Source organism: Oxalicibacterium sp. (assembly GCF_057353965.1).
Genome location: NZ_JBMQZD010000007.1, coordinates 472,384 through 489,958, shown reverse-complemented (window position 1 = coordinate 489,958; position 17,575 = coordinate 472,384). Strand labels below are relative to the sequence as shown.

Below are 17,575 nucleotides of genomic sequence, written 5' to 3'. Positions count from 1 at the left end.
GTAAAGAGAAGTGGATTAATCGATGAATGAGGAGGGGACGAAACGCGAACTGAAGAGAGCGGAAAGGATGATGAGAGAAACGGAAATGCAGAGATGGCGCACGGTAATTAAAGCAGAACACCTGCTTCTATCGGGGCACGCTGCCTGCGCAAGCAACGCAGGCAGACGTACGCGAAAGAAGCGTTGAAAGCAGGATTATTTCTTGACGTGCCGCTTCTTCAGCATCTCGGTAAATTCGAGCGCCAGATAAAGCCCCGCGAAAATCCATAGCGGAAGCACAAAGCAATACATCGCATAGAACAAGGCGTCCATCACATCCTCCGGAAGCATGGTCACTGATCATCAGGCAAGCCGTTGCAATCCAATAATGACGCGGGCGGATGCCAGCGTCAATACCAGGACACGCCGCTCCGGAACGACAGATTTTTTGCACCGGATACGTCAGTGATGTTGCTGCATGCCGGCAACCTTCCAGCGACACATTGCCATAATCTGCATCACGTCAATGCTTCCTTGAGTCGTTGCGCCAGCCACATCGCATCGTTCTCGTCCAGCACATTGGCGAAACCCAGCAACAATCCCTGCTGCGGCCTGGCCTCGATGTACCAGTGCGACAGTGCATGAACCGACAGGCCGGCGGCGCTCGCCCGTTCGGCCAGCAGCACATCGTTTTCGTGATCGGCCAGCTTCGCCAGCATATGCAAGCCGCCAGGCCGCAGATCGATGCGCACGCGATCGCCGAGCACCTGCTGAAACACGCGTTGCGTGATCAGGCGGCGTTCCGAATACAGCAGTCGCATCTTCTTCAGGTGCCGTGCGAAATGGCCATCGGCCATGAAGTCCGCCACGCTCGCCTGCAGCAGGTACGGGCAGCCGGCATTCAGGTTGTTGGCGACTGCATTGAAACGCGCCACCGCGCTGAGCGGTGCCACCACGTAGGCCAGCCGCAAGCCGGGAAACATCACCTTGCTGAACGTGCCGCTGTAGACCACGCGATCGTTGCGGTCCAGACTCTTCAGCGCCGGCAGCGGCCTACCCTGATAGCGGAATTCGCTGTCGTAATCGTCTTCGATGATCCAGCTGCCGGCACCGTCTGCCCATTCGAGCAGGGCCATCCGGCGCTCCAGCGACAGCATCATCCCCAGCGGGCTCTGATGCGAGGGCGTCACCATCGCGAACTTCGCATACGGTTCGCGCCGCTTGCCCTCTTCGATCATCATGCCGTCCTCGTCGACCGGCACCGGCACGAGACGCACCGCCTCGTTCTGCAGGAATGGTCTAGCAAGGACGTAGCCGGGATCTTCAAACCAGAATGCATCGCCCGGAGTGGCAAGGCTGCTCAGCGTCAGTTCCAGCGTGTTGCGCAGGCCGGTGGTGACGAACACTTGTTCGGGCAGGCAAGCCACGCCGCGCGAGACACCCAGGTACGTCGCGATCCGCTCCCGCAACTGGTCGTAGCCGGCCGGGTGCGGATAGCCCAATCGCATCGGCTCGCTGAAGCGCAGGCGATGCGTCACCAGCCGGTTCCATACCTTGCGCGGGAAGGCATCCAGTGCCGGCAGGCCAAGCTGCAACGGGCGCGGCGCCTTGCCGCTATGTTCGATGACGACGGCGGATGGCTGCTCCGGCAGCGTCGCCTGCGGCTTCAGCACGGCTGGTTGCGGCAGCGACGGCGAAACGATCGTGCCGGCAGCGCCGCGCACCTGAAAATAACCCTCGTCAGTCAGGATGCGGTAGGCCATGTCGACCGTGCCGCGCGCGAGATTCAGTTCGGCCGCCAGCGCCCGCGCGGCCGGCACCCGGTCTCCCGGATGCAAATGCCCCCGTTCGATCGCCGTCTTGAAACGCTGGCAGATCTGCTGGTACATCGGCAGTTCCAGCGTGCGGTCGATGTGCAGGTCCAATTCCAGCTCCAGAGCCGGTTTCTGTGCGGCAGCTTTCATGGCCTAGTCCTTTTTGCATTTCTTGGCACTTCTAGTGTGGCCAAGATATTCGCATACTTCCTGTCAACGAAACGCCAGTTTTGTTCAAACCGCCAAGCCAGTCACGATCAACAAGGAGATTCACCATGCAAACCCGACTCGATTTCTATACCGCCAACCCGGATGTCCTCAAAGCCCAGATGGGCGTCGAAGCCCAGATCGCCAAAAGCAAACTGGATCATCTGCTAAAGGATCTCGTCCGTCTCCGCGCATCGCAGATCAACGGTTGCGCTTTCTGTCTCGACATGCACACGACCGACGCTCTCAAGGCCGGCGAAACGCATCGCCGTCTGGCGACTGTCTCCGCCTGGCGCGAATCACCTTTCTTCACCGACCGCGAACGCGCCGCACTGGAATGGACCGAATCGCTGACGCTGGTTTCGCAGAATCATGTGCCCGATTCCGTATGGGAAGCCGTGCGCCCGCATTTCACCGATGCCGAATTGTCGGAACTGACCTTGCTGATCGGATCGATCAACACCTGGAACCGCTTCGCGATCGCCTTCCGCAAGATGCCGGAATAAGATCGACCAACCAGGCCGCCCGATGGCGGCCTTCCCCAAGATACAAGAGAGGCACCCCATGAAAATCCTGATCATCGGCGGCAGCGGCCTGATCGGCACCAAAGTCGCCGCGAACCTGCGCCAGCTCGGCTATGAAGTGCTGTCCGCATCGCCGCGCACCGGCGTCAACGCCGTCACCGGCGAAGGCCTGGCCGAAGCGGTGAAAGGCGCGCAGGTCGTCATCGATCTGAGCAACTCGCCCTCGTTCGAAGACCACGCCGTGCTGGAATTCTTCGAAAAATCCGGACGCAACCTGCTGGCCGCGGAAGAAGCCGCCGGCGTCAAGCATCACATCGCGCTTTCCATCGTCGGCACCGACCGCATGCAGGACAGCGGCTACTTCCGCGCGAAGATGGCGCAGGAAAATCTGATCAAGGCATCGAAAGTGCCGTACACCATCGTGCGCTCGACGCAATTCTTCGAATTCCTCGACGGCATCGCGCAATACGGCGCCGTCGGCAACGAAATCCGCCTGACGCCCGCACATGTACAACCTATCTCGTCAGACGACATCGCCGCAATCGTGACGGATACCGCGCTGGCGCAACCGCTGAACGGCACCTTCGATGCAGCCGGCCCGGAAAAAGTCGGCCTGGCCGAACTGGTGCAGCGCTATCTCGCCGCACGCGGCGACAAGCGCGCCGTCGTCGCGGATCGTGAAGCCGCCTACTACGGCGCGATCCTGAACGACCAGTCGCTGACGCCAATCGGCGACGCGCGCATCGGGCCGACGCAATTCGCTGCCTGGCTTGCGAAGTCATCCGCCAACGCGCAAGCAGCCGGTTGAACGGGCAAACCAACGAACAAATCGATCAATAGCCATCCCTGTCTCCGGCGGGATGGCGATTTCTGGAGAGGTCATGCAGCATCACGTGGAAATCAGACACATCGAAACCGATGCCGATCTGGAAGCATCATTCCCGGTCATGAAGGAACTGCGCCCTCACCTGCAAGATGCGGCAGCCTACGTTGTGCAAGTCATGCACCAGCGCACGCAAGGCTATCGCCTGCTGGCGGCATGGCAGGATGGCACGATCGTCGGCCTTGCCGGCTATCGGCAGATGGATAATCTTATTTACGGCCGCTTCGTCTACGTCGACGATCTGGTCGTCACCGCATCGCTGCACCGCGCCGGCCTCGGCGAGCGTCTGCTGCAGGAGGCACGGCAACAAGCGGTCGCCCTGCAGTGCAGCCACTTCGTGCTGGACACCGGCTTGCACATGGCACTGGCACAGCGCTTTTATTTCCGCCAAGGTCTGCTTGCCCGCGGCATGCATTTCGTCGAACCGCTCAAGCAATAATTCACAGGAATGAACATGACGAAGATTCTGTTGTTGAACAGCGGCCCGCACGGTACGGCCAGCCATGGTTACCGTCTGGCGCGCGAAACGCTTGCCGCGCAAGGCATCGCAGATACGCAGATCACCGAACGTAATCTGGTGCAAACGCCGATTCCACCCATCGGCCGCGATTACGCACTGGCGATCACTTCACATACGCCGCACGATGCAAAGGAGTTCGACTGGTCGGAAAAGCTGATCCGTGAACTGGAACAGCACGACATGCTGTTCATCGTCACGCCCATGCACAACTTCACCGTACCGGCCGCGCTGAAACTGTGGATCGATCATGTGATCCGTATCAACCGCACGTTCGAATCGACGCCGCAGGGCAAGGTGGGATCGTTGAAGGACAGGCCGACTTTCGTGCTGGTCAGTTCGGGCGGTTTCCACGCCGGCGAACGCGCGAAGCAGATTGATTTCCTGACGCCGTATCTGCGCTATGCGTTGCGCTCGATCGGCATCGCCGACGTGCATTTCTTTCCACTGCAAGGCCTGGTCTTCGGGCAGGAAGCAGTGACGGCTGCAATGGACGAGGCACGCGGCCGGCTAGCTGAAAAGCTGTCTCTGGCGGTGGCCTCCCGGCACGCCGCATAATCCAAGTCATAGTCCATAGTCAGGCAACGACACCGGCAAGGACGACAACGCGGCAATTGCAATACACGCCGCAGCGTCGTCATCATTCAACCATTGCAGAAATTGCTGCGACGCCACATACGGCACAAACGGTCAAACGCAAACATCGTTCCTTCGTTCCGCGTTACCGAAAAGAAAACGCTGCCCGCGGGCAGCGTCGATATGCGCGAACGTTTCGCAGCGCTACATCTATTTGGCAGGCGCACCCGCCAACACCCATTCGACCAGCGTGCCGATTTCGGCATCGCTCAATGTCGATTGCGGCGGCATCATGACCGGTCCCCACACGCCGGAACCGCCGCTGCGAATCTTCTTCGCCAGATAGGCCGGCGCATTCGCATCGCCTGCATATTTTTTCGCAATGTCCTTGTATGCCGGGCCGACCATCTTGTTGTTCGCCGTATGGCAGGCGATGCACGCGCCTTTTTTTGCCAGCGCGGAAGCGGCGGCCGCATCGAGCGCCTGCGCGGGCAATGCAATCACAGCCGGCACGACGAATGTGAATGCGGTCATCAGGGTCGTTTTCATCATTGCCATGACATGCTCTCCTTGCGTGTACAGGATGGAAAATCACCACGCTGCCCGTCGGCATCGCCTTTCTTCGTCGGCGCTTCGATCGCCTGCTTGGCGACCGCCACGTCCATCGCCTTCGGCACGGCGACGCCGTTACGCACTGCCGTCAGTTCAGCCAGAATCGAAATCGCAATTTCAGCCGGTGTCTTGCTGCCGATATAAAGGCCGATCGGTCCGTGCAGGCGCGCCAGTTGCGCATCGTCGAGATCGAATTCCTTCAGACGTTCGCGACGGCGTGCATTGTTGGTGCGTGAACCGATCGCGCCGACATAAAAGGCATCCGATTTCAACGCCTCCATCAATGCCAGGTCATCGAGCTTGGGATCGTGCGTCAGTGCGACGACGGCGGTGCGGCTGTCCGGCTGCAATTGCAGCACCAGATCGTCCGGCATCGCATGCACGACTTCCACATTCTCGACCTGCCAGCCGGCGCGATATTCCTCACGCGGGTCGCAGACGATCACGTGATAGTCGAGTCCGGTCGCGATACGCGCGAGGAATTGCGACAATTGTCCCGCGCCGATCACCAGCAGCCGCCAGCGCGGGCCGTGCACCGTCGTCAGCACGCCGCAATCGACATTCAGCACATCGGTGGCCGCAGCCTTCGTCAATTGCACGGCGCCATTTTCCAGATCGAGCTGACGCGTCACCAGTTCATGGCGCGCCAGGCGCTGCAGCAATTCCTTGATGCGGCTTTTTTCGCTCAGCGGTTCGACTGTCAGACGGATCGTGCCGCCGCACGGCAGGCCGAAGCGGTGCGCTTCTTCGGCGCTGATGCCGTAGGTCACCAGTTCCGGCAACGAACGCACGATGCCTTCATTGCGCATGCGGTCAATCAGATCGTCTTCGATGCAGCCGCCGGACACCGAGCCGACCACGCGGCCGTCGCCGCGTATCGCCATCGTCGCGCCGACCGGACGCGGGCTGGAACCCCAGGTCTGGATCACGGTGACCAGTTCGCACGGCTGGCCGGCGTCTATCCACGCATCGGCCGCCTTCAGCACTTCCAGATCGATACTGTCCATCGCTTACTCCGTCTGCTCATGCATGTTTCACTCACTCAGGCCGACTTCAGCTGATCGCGTATCGGCAAGCTGCGGATACGCTTGCCGGTCGCGGCGAAAATCGCATTGCACAGCGCCGGCGCGATCGGCGGCGTCGCAGGTTCGCCCACGCCGCCCAGCGGCATGCCGTACGCATGCTCGACGATATGCACGCGAATGTCACGCGGCGCGGCAAACGAGCGCAACACTTCGTAATCGTGGAAGTTGCTCTGCTGCGCCCGGCCTTCCTTGAACGTGATCTCGCCGGTCAGCGCCAGGCTCGCACCCATCACGCAAGCGCCTTCCGCCTGCGAACGGACGCGATCCGGATTCACCGTCGGTCCGCAATCGACGGCAATGTCGACTTGCGGAATCGTGATCTCGCCGTTCTCGTTCACCACGACTTCGATCACCGCCGCCACGTAGGTGACGAAGCTGTACGCCACCGCCAGCCCAAGGCCATGGCCCTTGGGCAACTTGCGGCCCCACTTCGCCTTGTCGCACGCCAGCTGGATCACGTGTTTCATGCGGCCGGTATCAAGTGGATAGAGCTGCGGCGATTCGCCGTAGTTCCAGTCGTCGGCCATGCGGTGCGGATCGATCTTGCGCGACGGGCCGATCAGCTCCAGCAGATAGTCGCGATGATCGCGCTTGGCCGCCGCCGCCAGCTCGGCAACGAACGATTGCACGGCAAACGCATGCGGGATGTTCGATACCGAACGGAACCAGCCGACGCGCGTCATCGCATCGACCTCCGGCACTTCGACGCGGAAGTTCGGAATCGGGAACGGAATATTGACGGCCGACATGCCCAGCTCGAACGGCTGCTGCATGCTGGCACCCGGCACGAACAGCGCGCCGATGGTCGGCGCTGCCGTGCGATGCAGCCACGCGGTCGGCTTGCCGGCCTTGTCCACCGCCGCTTCCATATGTTCGACCGACACCGTGTGGAAATAGTCGTGATGGATATCGTCTTCGCGCGTCCACGTCACCTTGACCGGCTTGCCGTCCATCGCTTTCGACAGCAGCGCCGCTTCAGCGGCGAAGTCCGGCTTGGACTTGCGGCCGAAGCCGCCGCCCAGCAATGTCACGTGCACGGTAACGTCTTCATGCTTCATGCCCAGATGCTTGACGACCAGATCGCGCGTGGCTTCCGGCGCCTGCACGCAGGCCCACACTTCGCACTTGCCGCCGACGATATGCGCTGTCGCGGCCGGCGGCTCCATCGTCGCGTGCGCGATGTGCGGCAGATAGTATTCGGCCTCGATGCGCTTGGCCGCGCCCGATAATGCCTTAACTGCATCGCCGTCGCTGCGCACCGCTTTCGCCGGCTTGCGCGCCGCCGCTTCCAGTGTTTTCCTGAACTCGACCGAGTCGTAACGCGCATTCGGCCCGTCGTTCCACTCGATCTTCAACGCTTCGCGCCCCTTGATCGCAGCCCAGGTATTTGTCGCGATGACGGCGACGCCGCCAAGCGGATTGAACTGTGTCGGCGGCGGAGAATTTTTCAGCTCGACCACCTTGATCACGCCCGGTACCTTCAATGCGGCAGACGCATCGACCTTCACGACCTTGCCGCCCAGCACTTGCGGACGCGCGACCACCGCATATAGCATGCCGGGCAGGCGCGTATCGATGCCGTACTGCGTGTTGCCGGTCACGATGTCGGCATAGTCGATGCCGCGCACATCCTGCTTGCCGATATAGCGGAACTCGTTCGGTTTCTTCAGCTTCAGCGTCGCCATCGCCGGCGGCGTCAGCTTGCCGGCTGCCGCAGCCAGTTCGCCGTAACCGAGGCGACGGCCGCTCTTGGCGTGCACGACTTCATGATTCTTCGCCTGCACCTCCTGCTGCGGTACGCCCCATTGCGCGGCAGCGGCAGCTTCCAGCATCGTGCGCATGGCTGCGCCGATATGCCGCATCGACATGAAGTGCTGACGCACGCTGCGCGAACCGTCGGTATCCTGGTTGCCGTACTTCTTCTCATCGGCTTCGGCCTGCACCACGCGCACACGGCTCCAGTCGGCCTCCAGCTCGTCGGCCACGATCATCGGCAGGCTGGTGCGCACGCCCTGCCCCATTTCCGAACGGTGGACGATGATGCTGACGATGCCGTCGCCGCCGACCGAGACGAACACCAACGGATCTTCGACCAGGCCGCCCGGCATCGCCGCACCGCCGTATTTCTTCGCTTCCTGCACCGTCGCCGAACGCACCACACCGGATGCGCCGACCGTCAGCGCGAAGGTAATCGCGCCCATGCCTTTCAATACGGTGCGGCGTGCCGGTGATGCCACACCATCTTCGAGCGCAGCCTTTTTATTCAATACGGTGTCCATGTCGCTCATCCTTTCGTCGAAGCTGCCTGCTTGATGGCGGCGCGAATGCGCGTGTAGGTGCCGCAACGGCAGAGATTGCCGCTCATTGCCGCATCGATCTCTTCGTCGGTCGGATGCGGCGTGCTCTTCAGCAGGGCCGTGGCCGACATGATCTGTCCTGCCTGGCAGTAGCCGCATTGCGGCACGCCAAGATCCATCCATGCCTTCTGCACTTTCTTGCCGATACTGTCTTCTGCCATCGCCTCGATGGTCGTAACTTGCTTGCCCGCCGCTGCCGACAGCGGCGTGACGCAGGCGCGCGTCGGCTGGCCGTCGATATGCACGGTGCAGGCGCCGCACAGCGCCATGCCGCAGCCGAACTTGGTTCCGGTCATGCCGAGATGGTCGCGCAGTGCCCACAGCAGCGGGGTATCGTCGGAGAGCTCGACCTGTGTTTGCTTGCCGTTGATCGTAAGATTCGTCATGAGATTCGCCATGATTTTTCTGAGGGAAACGTGGAAGGGGAAACAACCCGTATCGTTGCGCTGGACAGTATTGCGTAACTGCAAACTCGCAATAAATGAAAATGTTAAGATTTGAGAATTCCAGAATCTGGAATGCAGCCACTGCTTGATCCCCGTCAATCGGAAGCCACGCTCAACCCACGACTCCATGCTGAATCGTCTGGAAATGCTCCGCCTCTTTTGTGCCGCAGCCGAGGCCAGCAGCTTCAAGGAAGCCGCCGCCCGCGCCGGCACTTCACCGCAGGCCATCACGCGCGCCGTCAAGGAACTGGAAGAAGCGGTCGGCGAATTGTTGTTCCACCGCAATACGCGCGGCGTGCAGATCACCGAGTTCGGCGCGCAACTGGCAATCCATGCGCGCGACGGCGTCTCCCACATCGACAACCTGTTCCACAAGCACAGCCGCCTGCCGGATGCCGGCCTGACCGGCGTAGTGCGCATCACAGCACCGCGCGTGATCGGACGGCGTTACTTGATGAAGGCGCTGCTGCCGCTTGCCGCGCGTCATCCCGGCATCCGGCTGGATGTGCAATTTACCGACGTGGTCGCCGATGTCGTCGACGAACGCATCGACATCGGCGTGCGTATCGGCCCGTTGCGCGACAGCCGCTTCGTCGCGCGCGGAATTGTGAAGATGCCGTTTGTCGTGGTCGGCACGCCGAAGCTGGCCACCGCCCGCGGCAAACCGACGACGCCGCAGGACCTGCAGCATCTGCCGATGACCGCGCTGACCGATCACAACACCGGCCGCATCTGGCCATGGTTCTTCGCCGACAACTACAACCTGGTGCCGGCCACACCGGCTTTCGTTTCCGACGATCCGGAAGTGGAATTCAGCGCGATGCTGGCCGACATCGGCTACGGCCAGGTGCTCGCGCAAATGGCAGAGCCGTATCTGCGCTCAGGAAAACTGATCAGCGTGCTCGACGATTACCAGCCGCCGCCGTGGGATCTCTATATCTACCGTCCGCGCCGCGGACCGGTGCCGGCACGCATCCGGCTGGTCTACGACCACATCGTCGAGACGCTCTCCGATGTGGCGACGTTTACCGAATTCCGCTCCATGACGCATTGATCATGCACGCATTGCGTGTCGCCAGTTTCGTCGGCACTTCCAATTTCGCATCGCCAAATGAAAATCGCCTCCCGGCAGTCATGCCGAAAGGCGATACGAACTATCCGTTCATCCGCTCAATCATGCAGCGGATACCGGCGTCACTGCATTACACGCGACTGAACGCCTCATGGCTGTCACGCAGTTCGAACGTGCCGTCCGATTTCGGTTGCGCAATGCGGTCGGTGTATTTCACACGATAACCCTCGAAGTCGCGCGGCAGGTGCGTGTTGCCGAAATCGAGGTAGCTGATGCCCTTGCCGATGTGTTGCAGGATCACGACCTTACCGGATGCGTTCTTGACCTTGAATTCCTCGATGACTGTCATATCGACCTCCTGTAGTTGACCAGTGCATTCACTACGCACCACGCATCCGCACGAAGCGGATGCCTTTCCCGCATTACACGCGGCTGAATGCCTCGTGGCTGTCGCGCAGCTCGAACGTACCGTCCGATTTCGGTTGCGCGATGCGGTCGGTGTACTTCACGCGATAACCTTCGAAGTCGCGCGGCAGGTGCGTCGAACCAAAATCGAGATAGCTGATGCCCTTACCGATGTGTTGCAGGATCACGACCTTGCCGGATGCGTTCTTGACCTTGAATTCCTCGATGACTGTCATATCGACCTCCTGTAGTTGACAAGTGCAACATCGATGCCGCCCGGATGGACGACGAATCGAACCGATTGCTCTGCTCATCCGCATGTGCCCAGCGGGCACCGCGGATCAAATCCTCTCCCTGCGGTATCCGTCGCGTATGCCTTCCTTCGACAGAACCCATTGCCACAGCTGGATGTCACGCGCGCGGAATGCGCCGGCGCACGACAGCAGGTAGTAGCGCCACATCCGATAGAAGCGCGGTCCCAGTTCCGCTTCGAAGCGCGGCCATGCCGCATCGAAATTCTTGAACCAGGCCATCAGCGTCTTGTCGTAATCGGCGCCGAAGTTGTGCAAATCCTCGACGACGAACAAACCGTCCGCCGCATCGCCGATCTGGCCGATCGACGGCAGATCGCCGTTGGGGAAAATGTATTTGTCGATCCACGGATCGGGCGTCGAACGCCGCACGTTCTTGCCGATCGTGTGCAGCAGAAACAAGCCGTCGTCGTTCAGGCAGCGGTTCGCCACCTGCATGTAGGTGCGGTAATTCTTGCGGCCGACGTGCTCGAACATGCCGACGCTGGCGATTGCATCGAACTTCTCGTCCAGCTCGCGGTAATCCTGCAGGCGGAATTCCAGCGGCAGCGCATCGCCGTAATGTTCCTGCGCCCACGCGGCCTGCTCCTTCGAAATCGTCACGCCCACGCATTCGACGCCGTAGTGCTGCGCCGCGTAAGCCATCAGGCTGCCCCAGCCGCAACCGATATCCAGCAGGCGCATGCCCGGCTGCAATTGCAGCTTGCGGCAGATCATGTCCAGCTTCGCGGTCTGCGCTTCTTCCAGATTGTCGGCATCGGCCCAGTAACCGCAGGTGTAGGTCATCCGCGAATCCAGCATCGCTGCATAGAACTCATTGCCGAGGTCGTAATGCACTTCACCGACCTGCTTCGCGCGTTTCATGTCCTGGCGGTTCAGCAATTTCGCCGTCAACGCATAACCGAGCAGGCGCAGCGGCTTGATGCTGTCGGTCATTCGCGTGCCGAGCAGGCGGGCGAAGAACTCGTCCAGCGCTTCCGCATCCCATGCACCATCCATATAGGCTTCGCCCAATCCCAGGTTGCCCTGCGCGAAAGCGCGTTCCGGCACACCGGGGGCACGAATCTGCATGTCCCACGGATCCGATCCGTTGACGCGAATGGATGCCTTGCCGAGCAGTTCGACAGTGGCGCGATACAGACGGTCATTGCTTGTCAGCAATCCAGTCTGTTGCGTTTGGCTGTTCGGCGCGAAGGTCTGTACATGCATGACTGCGGTTCCTTTCTCCATGACCGTTTATTGAAATTGCCCTTGTGTTGCCTTGATGTTGCGCTTCCAACAACGCGCCGCTTTCCGGCTTTTCCCTTCGGCGATGCGCTGTTCTCTCAAAACATGTATATATTATGCATATTAAAAAGTGCATGAATAATGAATAAAACCTGCATTTATTATCAAGAAAGTTGCTACTAAAAATGGATATCGAACTAGCCCGCACCTTCCTCTGCATCGTCCGCTCCGGCAGTTTCATCGCCGCCGCGAACCGCCTGCACGTGACGCAAACCACGGTGACCGCACGCGTGCAGAACCTGGAATCGCAGCTTGGCTGCTCGCTGTTCGTGCGCAACCGCGCCGGCGCACGGCTGACCGATGCCGGCGAAACCTTTGCCGGCTATGCGAGCCAGTTGGTACAGACTTGGGATGCCGCGCGGCGCGACCTGCCGTTGCCGGACGGCATCGGCAATTCGATCGCGCTCGGCTGCGAAGTCAGCCTGTGCAATCCGCTGGTGCTGCAATGGACGACGCGTCTGCATGACGAACTGCCGACGCAGGCAGTGCGTATCGAAGTCGGCGAAGGACCGACGCTGCAGAACAAGCTGGAACATGGTTTGCTCGATGCCGCATTGGTGCACCGGCCGGAATACTGGACCGGCATGCAGGTCGAACAGTTGCTGGAAGAAAAATTGATTCAGGTGGCCTCGACGCAGAATCCCGAACCGTACATCTACATCGACTGGGGCGAGGCATTCAGGAAAGCACACGACGCTGCATTGCCGGAAAAGGCACGGAACGCGATGTCATTCAATCTCGGCCCGCTCGCTTTTCAGTACCTGATGAAGAATGGCGGCAGCGGTTATTTCCGCACCCGCGTCGCACGCCGCGCGATCGAAAAAGGGCTGGTCACGCAAGTGAAGAACGCGCCAGAATTTTCGTATCCGGTTTTCCTGATCTATTCACGCGAAAACAAATCGGAACCGCTGCACAAGGCGTTTGAACTGCTGCGCGGCATCGTCAAGGATGAGACGGACTGGGCGGAGCATTGGGATATCGCACCGTAGACTTTCCCTGAGCACGAGAAACATCAAACAAACGATGCCCGTACCGGAAATACGCTGATTCGATACGGATCGCCATCAGGCAGATCGATAAAAAAGGCGCTACGCGATCCATTCCGTAGCGCCTTTTTATCGCCAGTAATTTACGGCAATGGCATCACCAAAGAGCGGCCGGCTTACTTCCCTTCATGCGCGCCGAACATCGTCTTCACGTACTGGATGCCGATGCCAAATGCGCCGCCGAATTTCATCGAAATGCCGGTTGTCACGTCATAGGTTTCGGTGCGCGCCCAGTCGCGTTGCAGTTCTAGCAGATAGGTCAGCGACGTGATCGGACGTGCACCGGCCTGGATCATGCGTTCGACCGCGCGTTCATGTGCTTCCGGTGTGCAGTCGCCGCAGGCATCGGTCACCACATAGACTTCGAACCCTTGTTCGAGCGCCGAAATAACGGGGCCGTTGCAGCAGACCGAAGTCCACAGGCCGGCCATGACCAGGCGGTTCTTGCCGACGGCGTTGATGCGCTTGATGAAGTTTTCGTCTTCCCATGCGTTCGATGTGGTGCGATCGGTCACTTCTGCATTCGGGAATGCTTCGGTGATTTCATCGAACAGCGGCCCGGCAAACGTGTCTTTCGAGATCGTCGAAATGATGGTCGGGACGTTGAATCCTCTTGCTGCATGCGCAAGGATGCCGGTATTGGCACGCAGATTCGTGACGTCAATCGATTTGGTGTTGAATGCCATCTGCGATTGATGATCGATCAGCACCAGCGCATGATCGGTCGGGCTGAGAAGCGAGCTGGCAGGTTTGGCAATAGCTTTGATGCTCATGACGTGATGTCCTTTCAAGATGCAGGTAACGGTGGATGCAGTGGAGTCTGATGAGCGAGAAGATCGACGGAAGCTGTCGACCGCTGTTGCGTGCGATCTAATGCGTGATTCAAATACGCGATTCAATGTGTGAGTTGACGCGCAATTGATTCTAGGTTGACAACCTCATGCAGCAGTGTGCATTTGAGCGGAATCGACTATGCAGAATTGCGGATCGGTCGATATGCCGATCGGTGTGGCTTCAAATAGCCATGGCCGTGGCCGTTTCTGCTTTGTCGATCAGAATGCGCCAGAAGAAGGAAATGGCGAGCAAGGCCGGAATACGACCTACGGCACGAAAAATTCTGAAAAAGACTGAAAAGGGCCGAAGAAATACCTGCTAACGCGCGGCGCGGCCTTCGATGAAATCGCGATGCATAGAAATGGCGTCGGCACAGTAGGTCATGAATGCATAGATCCTGCCGGATTTGCGGATGTCCGGATGCGTCAGAATCCACAATTCGTCATAGACCTCCGGCTCGATCGGCGAGATCCGCACCAGATCGTTGATCAGATCGCCGTGCATGCAGGGAAGGAATCCGATTCCCATGCCGGCCGCGATTGCCGAGGCGACACCGGCAACGGAATCGCTGCGATAGACGATGTTTTCCTTCGGTACGCGCTCGTTGACGAAGGCATAGGCCTTCAGGCCGGCAAGGCCGCGGCCATAGGAAACCCACGGGCATCGATACAATTCGTCCGGTCCGGGCGCCATGCCGACGTATTCGTTGCGACGGCCGTAGACGGCCCATGCGACCGTCGCCGCCTTGCGGCCGAAAAGGTTTTCCGGTGGCGCGGTCGTCGCGCGGAATGCGATATCCGATTCGCCGCGCGCCAGATTGAGCGGCTTGTTCCCGACGATCATTTCCACCCGGATGCCGGGATTGCCCTTCTGGAAATCGGCGATGATCGGCGTCAAAAAATCCAGCAGCAACGCATCGCTGGTGGTAATACGCAGATCGCCCTTATGTCCTTGCACGTGGCCGGAAATGCGGCACGCCACGCTGAGGATGTCCCGCTCGACGCGTTCGCCCAGCGCAATCATTTCAAGTCCGGCCTCCGTCGCCACATAGCCGTTGCGGCGGCGATCGAACAGCACGACGCCCAACGCCTCCTCGATGGCCGCCAGCCGGCGCGACATCGTCGAATGATTGACGCCGAGCGCGGCCGCTGCGGATACCAAGCCGCCGCTGTCGCCAATCGCCTTGATGATGCGCAGGTCGTCCCATGAGAATTTTTTCAGCGGATCGTTCATCGCAATTTTTCGCCTTAATGGACTTCGCCTGAATGGGCGTGCTGCATTCTAGGCGACTCTCACCGGAAGGCGGAATGTGAAAGGGCGAAAACGGGACATCGAATGTGTGTTACCTGTTCCCGGTATGAAACACCTGCTGCAGATAAGCCAGAAAGGTTCCGTCCGTTAGCAACGCCTTGCCCGGAGAATCGGACAGTTTCGTCACCGGCTGGCCGTTGCAGGCCACCAGCTTCATCACGATGCTCAATGGTTCGTAGCCGACATCGTTGCTGAGATCGGTACCGATGCCGAAGCCCGTCATCGTGCGGTCGACGAAGTGCCGATACAAATCCAGCGCACGCGGCAGATTCAATGCATCGGAAAACACCATGCGCTTGGTGTGTGCATCGATCTTCAGCTTCGCGTAGTGCGCGAGCGCCTTTTCTCCCCATTCGAACGGATCGCCGGAATCGTGGCGCAGGCCGTCGAACAGTTTGGCGAAATACAGATCGAAATCGGCGAGAAAGGCATCCATGCCGACGACGTCGGTCAGCGCGATGCCGAGGTCGCCGCGATATTCCTGCACCCAGTCTTCCAACGCGGCTTTCTGAAAATCGCGCAGACGCACGCCGAATCCCTGATAGGCCTGCAGGTATTCGTGCGCCATCGTACCGATCGGTACCAGGCCGAACTTCTTCGCGAAATGGACGTTGGACGTGCCCTTGAAGAATTGCGGAATCTCGCGCGCGAAGGTAGAAACGACTTCTTCATGCCACGCGGCGGAAAAGCGGCGGCGCACGCCGAAGTCAAAGAATTCGAATGGATGCGTGCGCGGTGGTTCGCTACCGAATGCACGTAACAACACAATCTTTTCTTGCAGCCGCCTGCGCCCTTCCGTCAGCGCGGTCTGCTGATCGAAACGTCGAAAGTAGAGTTCGTTGACGATGGCAAGCACGTGGATTTCGAAACCCATCACGTGCACCATCGGCCCTTGCGCGACGATTTCCAGCGTGTCGCCATCGGTCGCTACCTCGATGAAGTGACGCTGAAAGCGGAACACGGTGAGGAAGTCGACGAAATCGCTCTTGATGAAGCGCAACGATCGCAGGTAGGCCAGTTCGTCTGCCCGATACGCCAGCGTGCACAGATGATCGAGCTCGCGTTCGATTTCTTCCTTCAATTCGGTCAGCGGATAGGCAGGCTTGTTGCGACAAACGAAACGATAGCTTGCCTGCGCCGCCGGGTGGCTGTGCAGCAATGCCTGCCACATCGTGAACTTGTAGAGATCGGTTTCCAGCAAGCTGTGGACGATGGGCATGGAGCGCTTTCGTTTATGGATTCAGAATCGACTATCGGGAAGAAACCGTTACATCACACAACGGCGAAGACAGGCGGCGACTCACGGCACCGCGCCGAACAATCCCTGCGCATCCAGAATCGCATAGACGATTTCCGGATGCTGGTCCAGGCAGCGGCGCACGGCAGCGGGCACCGTCTGCCGCGTCTTCTTGCACAGGCCGGGCTGCTCGACGAGACGAATGTTCAGGCCGCGCACGGTGCGCACCTCGCCGTCTCCCGGCACAATCTGCAGCACCATGCCGAGCTGCTCGTCCATGCGCTGCATCATGTACAGCAATTCTGCGTAATGCGAGATTGCCTCGATACGCGCGATCAGCTTTTTCTCTTCCTGCTTGGTCAGCAACAAGATGCGCCGGTCGCTGGCGGGATCGTTCAGCAACAGTTCCCGATCGCAGCCGCATGCGCCGGGCGGACATTCGACACGGATGGGGACGGTGAACAGTTGCGACATGGACGATGTGGACGATGTGCGCTTGGACGATGTGACAAATGATAAGGCCGGTCAGGCCTTGCGAACGAATTCCGATTTCAGGCTCATCGCGCCGAAACCGTCGATCTTGCAATCGATATCGTGGTCGCTGTCGACTAGACGGATATTCTTGACCTTGGTTCCCATCTTGAGCACGCCGCCTGAACCTTTCAGCTTCAGATCCTTGATGATGGTGACGGTATCGCCGTCCTGCAGAATGGCGCCGCTCGCATCGCGATAGATGCGCGCAGATTCCGCTTCTTCGGACGCCGCCTGCTGCGGCCATTCGTGCGCGCATTCGGGGCAGATGTAGAGGCCGCCATCTTCATAGGTGAAAGCGGACTGGCATTGGGGACAGGATGGGAGAGTGCTCATGCGTATTCCAGAAAAGATAAAACAACGCAGCCACGATTGCCGGCCGCCTGCTGCGATTTTATCCCGCTTCCATCGCTACATTCCTTTGCACAGGGTCGCACCGACAGTCTGCACGGCGGAATCATTCTCATTTGCACGATCCGACCGCGCCACACGCAATCTTTTATCGCGACATGCACCAATGACATATTGACGAATGGAGATT

Annotated in this window: 20 protein-coding genes; 7 read left to right on the top strand and 13 right to left on the bottom strand. The window is 59.7% G+C overall.

Annotated elements, in window-relative coordinates:
* Positions 1-497: 497 nt before the first annotated feature.
* Positions 498-1,943, bottom strand: a complete 1,446-nt coding sequence (gene pdxR, locus ACO1VH_RS14155; RefSeq protein ID WP_486245109.1) for a MocR-like pyridoxine biosynthesis transcription factor PdxR — start codon at positions 1,941-1,943, stop codon at positions 498-500.
* A gap of 125 nt (positions 1,944-2,068) precedes the next feature.
* On the opposite strand from pdxR, the gene ACO1VH_RS14150 reads away from it, so the two are divergent.
* From ACO1VH_RS14150 to ACO1VH_RS14135, 4 genes are all read left to right on the top strand, one after another.
* Positions 2,069-2,506, top strand: a complete 438-nt coding sequence (locus ACO1VH_RS14150; protein ID WP_486245108.1) for a carboxymuconolactone decarboxylase family protein — start codon at positions 2,069-2,071, stop codon at positions 2,504-2,506.
* 58 nt (positions 2,507-2,564) lie between these two features.
* A complete protein-coding gene (locus ACO1VH_RS14145; RefSeq protein ID WP_486245107.1) occupies positions 2,565-3,332 on the top strand; it encodes an SDR family oxidoreductase in 768 nt (255 codons plus the stop codon).
* Between the two features lie 73 nt (positions 3,333-3,405).
* Entirely contained in the window at positions 3,406-3,846 is a 441-nt protein-coding gene (locus ACO1VH_RS14140; protein ID WP_486245106.1) for a GNAT family N-acetyltransferase, read from the top strand.
* A 15-nt stretch (positions 3,847-3,861) separates the two neighbouring features.
* A complete protein-coding gene (locus ACO1VH_RS14135) occupies positions 3,862-4,482 on the top strand; it encodes an FMN-dependent NADH-azoreductase (protein WP_486245105.1) in 621 nt (206 codons plus the stop codon).
* Positions 4,483-4,710: 228 nt separating this feature from the next.
* Here the strand turns inward: ACO1VH_RS14135 and ACO1VH_RS14130 are convergent, their stop codons facing one another.
* From ACO1VH_RS14130 to ACO1VH_RS14115, 4 genes are read right to left on the bottom strand one after another with little or no spacing between them, the layout of a single operon-like run.
* Positions 4,711-5,049, bottom strand: a complete 339-nt coding sequence (locus tag ACO1VH_RS14130) for a c-type cytochrome (RefSeq protein ID WP_486245155.1) — start codon at positions 5,047-5,049, stop codon at positions 4,711-4,713.
* Positions 5,049-6,119 (bottom strand): XdhC family protein, encoded by a 1,071-nt coding sequence (locus ACO1VH_RS14125; protein WP_486245104.1) that lies wholly within the window; start codon positions 6,117-6,119, stop codon positions 5,049-5,051. Before ACO1VH_RS14125 ends, ACO1VH_RS14130 begins: the two co-directional genes overlap by 1 nt.
* 35 nt (positions 6,120-6,154) lie before the next feature.
* Positions 6,155-8,485, bottom strand: coding sequence for a xanthine dehydrogenase family protein molybdopterin-binding subunit (locus tag ACO1VH_RS14120; RefSeq protein ID WP_486245103.1), 2,331 nt, complete (start codon positions 8,483-8,485; stop codon positions 6,155-6,157).
* On the bottom strand, positions 8,482-8,940 hold the full coding sequence (locus ACO1VH_RS14115) for a (2Fe-2S)-binding protein (RefSeq protein ID WP_486245102.1): 459 nt from the start codon (positions 8,938-8,940) through the stop codon (positions 8,482-8,484). Before ACO1VH_RS14115 ends, ACO1VH_RS14120 begins: the two co-directional genes overlap by 4 nt.
* A 187-nt stretch (positions 8,941-9,127) precedes the next feature.
* On the opposite strand from ACO1VH_RS14115, the gene ACO1VH_RS14110 reads away from it, so the two are divergent.
* Positions 9,128-10,054 carry a LysR family transcriptional regulator gene (locus ACO1VH_RS14110; RefSeq protein WP_486245101.1) on the top strand — a complete coding sequence of 309 codons (927 nt, stop codon included), beginning with the start codon at positions 9,128-9,130 and terminating at the stop codon, positions 10,052-10,054.
* Positions 10,055-10,202: 148 nt separating this feature from the next.
* Here ACO1VH_RS14110 and ACO1VH_RS14105 read toward each other — a convergent pair whose 3' ends face one another.
* The 3 genes from ACO1VH_RS14105 to cfa form a co-directional block, all read right to left on the bottom strand.
* Positions 10,203-10,421 carry a hypothetical protein gene (locus ACO1VH_RS14105; RefSeq protein WP_486245100.1) on the bottom strand — a complete coding sequence of 73 codons (219 nt, stop codon included), beginning with the start codon at positions 10,419-10,421 and terminating at the stop codon, positions 10,203-10,205.
* A 73-nt stretch (positions 10,422-10,494) separates the two neighbouring features.
* Entirely contained in the window at positions 10,495-10,713 is a 219-nt protein-coding gene (locus tag ACO1VH_RS14100; RefSeq protein ID WP_188421459.1) for a hypothetical protein, read from the bottom strand.
* Positions 10,714-10,818: 105 nt separating this feature from the next.
* Positions 10,819-11,997: a cyclopropane fatty acyl phospholipid synthase gene (gene cfa, locus ACO1VH_RS14095; RefSeq protein ID WP_486245099.1), complete on the bottom strand. Its 1,179-nt coding sequence runs from the start codon at positions 11,995-11,997 to the stop codon at positions 10,819-10,821.
* Between the two features lie 203 nt (positions 11,998-12,200).
* On the opposite strand from cfa, the gene ACO1VH_RS14090 reads away from it, so the two are divergent.
* The gene (locus tag ACO1VH_RS14090; protein WP_486245098.1) at positions 12,201-13,064 is read left to right on the top strand and encodes a LysR family transcriptional regulator; all 864 of its coding nucleotides are present in this window, start codon (positions 12,201-12,203) and stop codon (positions 13,062-13,064) included.
* A gap of 173 nt (positions 13,065-13,237) precedes the next feature.
* Here ACO1VH_RS14090 and ACO1VH_RS14085 read toward each other — a convergent pair whose 3' ends face one another.
* The gene (locus tag ACO1VH_RS14085; protein WP_486245097.1) at positions 13,238-13,894 is read right to left on the bottom strand and encodes a hydrolase; all 657 of its coding nucleotides are present in this window, start codon (positions 13,892-13,894) and stop codon (positions 13,238-13,240) included.
* 199 nt (positions 13,895-14,093) lie between these two features.
* Here ACO1VH_RS14085 and ACO1VH_RS14080 point away from each other — a divergent pair, with 199 nt between their 5' ends.
* Positions 14,094-14,252 carry a hypothetical protein gene (locus ACO1VH_RS14080; RefSeq protein WP_486245096.1) on the top strand — a complete coding sequence of 53 codons (159 nt, stop codon included), beginning with the start codon at positions 14,094-14,096 and terminating at the stop codon, positions 14,250-14,252.
* Between the two features lie 21 nt (positions 14,253-14,273).
* Here the strand turns inward: ACO1VH_RS14080 and ACO1VH_RS14075 are convergent, their stop codons facing one another.
* The 4 genes from ACO1VH_RS14075 to ACO1VH_RS14060 all read right to left on the bottom strand — a co-directional run bounded on the left by ACO1VH_RS14075 (position 14,274) and on the right by ACO1VH_RS14060 (position 17,370).
* The gene (locus ACO1VH_RS14075) at positions 14,274-15,188 is read right to left on the bottom strand and encodes a LysR family transcriptional regulator (RefSeq protein WP_486245095.1); all 915 of its coding nucleotides are present in this window, start codon (positions 15,186-15,188) and stop codon (positions 14,274-14,276) included.
* Positions 15,189-15,297: 109 nt separating this feature from the next.
* Complete coding sequence (pncB, locus tag ACO1VH_RS14070; RefSeq protein WP_486245094.1) at positions 15,298-16,485, bottom strand: nicotinate phosphoribosyltransferase; 1,188 nt, start codon at positions 16,483-16,485, stop codon at positions 15,298-15,300.
* Positions 16,486-16,566: 81 nt separating this feature from the next.
* Positions 16,567-16,977: a hypothetical protein gene (locus tag ACO1VH_RS14065; protein ID WP_486245093.1), complete on the bottom strand. Its 411-nt coding sequence runs from the start codon at positions 16,975-16,977 to the stop codon at positions 16,567-16,569.
* Positions 16,978-17,028: 51 nt separating this feature from the next.
* Positions 17,029-17,370, bottom strand: coding sequence for a zinc ribbon domain-containing protein YjdM (locus ACO1VH_RS14060; RefSeq protein ID WP_486245092.1), 342 nt, complete (start codon positions 17,368-17,370; stop codon positions 17,029-17,031).
* Positions 17,371-17,575 lie beyond the last annotated feature (205 nt).

What these genes read in the sequence shown, in the direction of transcription:
- pdxR (WP_486245109.1), bottom strand. Translation starts at nt 1,943, where the DNA reads ATGAAAGCTGCCGCACAGAAACCGGCTCTGGAGCTGGAATTGGACCTG.
- ACO1VH_RS14150 (WP_486245108.1), top strand. Translation starts at nt 2,069, where the DNA reads ATGCAAACCCGACTCGATTTCTATACCGCCAACCCGGATGTCCTCAAA.
- ACO1VH_RS14145 (WP_486245107.1), top strand. Translation starts at nt 2,565, where the DNA reads ATGAAAATCCTGATCATCGGCGGCAGCGGCCTGATCGGCACCAAAGTC.
- ACO1VH_RS14140 (WP_486245106.1), top strand. Translation starts at nt 3,406, where the DNA reads ATGCAGCATCACGTGGAAATCAGACACATCGAAACCGATGCCGATCTG.
- ACO1VH_RS14135 (WP_486245105.1), top strand. Translation starts at nt 3,862, where the DNA reads ATGACGAAGATTCTGTTGTTGAACAGCGGCCCGCACGGTACGGCCAGC.
- ACO1VH_RS14130 (WP_486245155.1), bottom strand. Translation starts at nt 5,049, where the DNA reads ATGAAAACGACCCTGATGACCGCATTCACATTCGTCGTGCCGGCTGTG.
- ACO1VH_RS14125 (WP_486245104.1), bottom strand. Translation starts at nt 6,119, where the DNA reads ATGGACAGTATCGATCTGGAAGTGCTGAAGGCGGCCGATGCGTGGATA.
- ACO1VH_RS14120 (WP_486245103.1), bottom strand. Translation starts at nt 8,485, where the DNA reads ATGAGCGACATGGACACCGTATTGAATAAAAAGGCTGCGCTCGAAGAT.
- ACO1VH_RS14115 (WP_486245102.1), bottom strand. Translation starts at nt 8,940, where the DNA reads ATGACGAATCTTACGATCAACGGCAAGCAAACACAGGTCGAGCTCTCC.
- ACO1VH_RS14110 (WP_486245101.1), top strand. Translation starts at nt 9,128, where the DNA reads ATGCTGAATCGTCTGGAAATGCTCCGCCTCTTTTGTGCCGCAGCCGAG.
- ACO1VH_RS14105 (WP_486245100.1), bottom strand. Translation starts at nt 10,421, where the DNA reads ATGACAGTCATCGAGGAATTCAAGGTCAAGAACGCATCCGGTAAGGTC.
- ACO1VH_RS14100 (WP_188421459.1), bottom strand. Translation starts at nt 10,713, where the DNA reads ATGACAGTCATCGAGGAATTCAAGGTCAAGAACGCATCCGGCAAGGTC.
- cfa (WP_486245099.1), bottom strand. Translation starts at nt 11,997, where the DNA reads ATGCATGTACAGACCTTCGCGCCGAACAGCCAAACGCAACAGACTGGA.
- ACO1VH_RS14090 (WP_486245098.1), top strand. Translation starts at nt 12,201, where the DNA reads ATGGATATCGAACTAGCCCGCACCTTCCTCTGCATCGTCCGCTCCGGC.
- ACO1VH_RS14085 (WP_486245097.1), bottom strand. Translation starts at nt 13,894, where the DNA reads ATGAGCATCAAAGCTATTGCCAAACCTGCCAGCTCGCTTCTCAGCCCG.
- ACO1VH_RS14080 (WP_486245096.1), top strand. Translation starts at nt 14,094, where the DNA reads ATGCAGAATTGCGGATCGGTCGATATGCCGATCGGTGTGGCTTCAAAT.
- ACO1VH_RS14075 (WP_486245095.1), bottom strand. Translation starts at nt 15,188, where the DNA reads ATGAACGATCCGCTGAAAAAATTCTCATGGGACGACCTGCGCATCATC.
- pncB (WP_486245094.1), bottom strand. Translation starts at nt 16,485, where the DNA reads ATGCCCATCGTCCACAGCTTGCTGGAAACCGATCTCTACAAGTTCACG.
- ACO1VH_RS14065 (WP_486245093.1), bottom strand. Translation starts at nt 16,977, where the DNA reads ATGTCGCAACTGTTCACCGTCCCCATCCGTGTCGAATGTCCGCCCGGC.
- ACO1VH_RS14060 (WP_486245092.1), bottom strand. Translation starts at nt 17,370, where the DNA reads ATGAGCACTCTCCCATCCTGTCCCCAATGCCAGTCCGCTTTCACCTAT.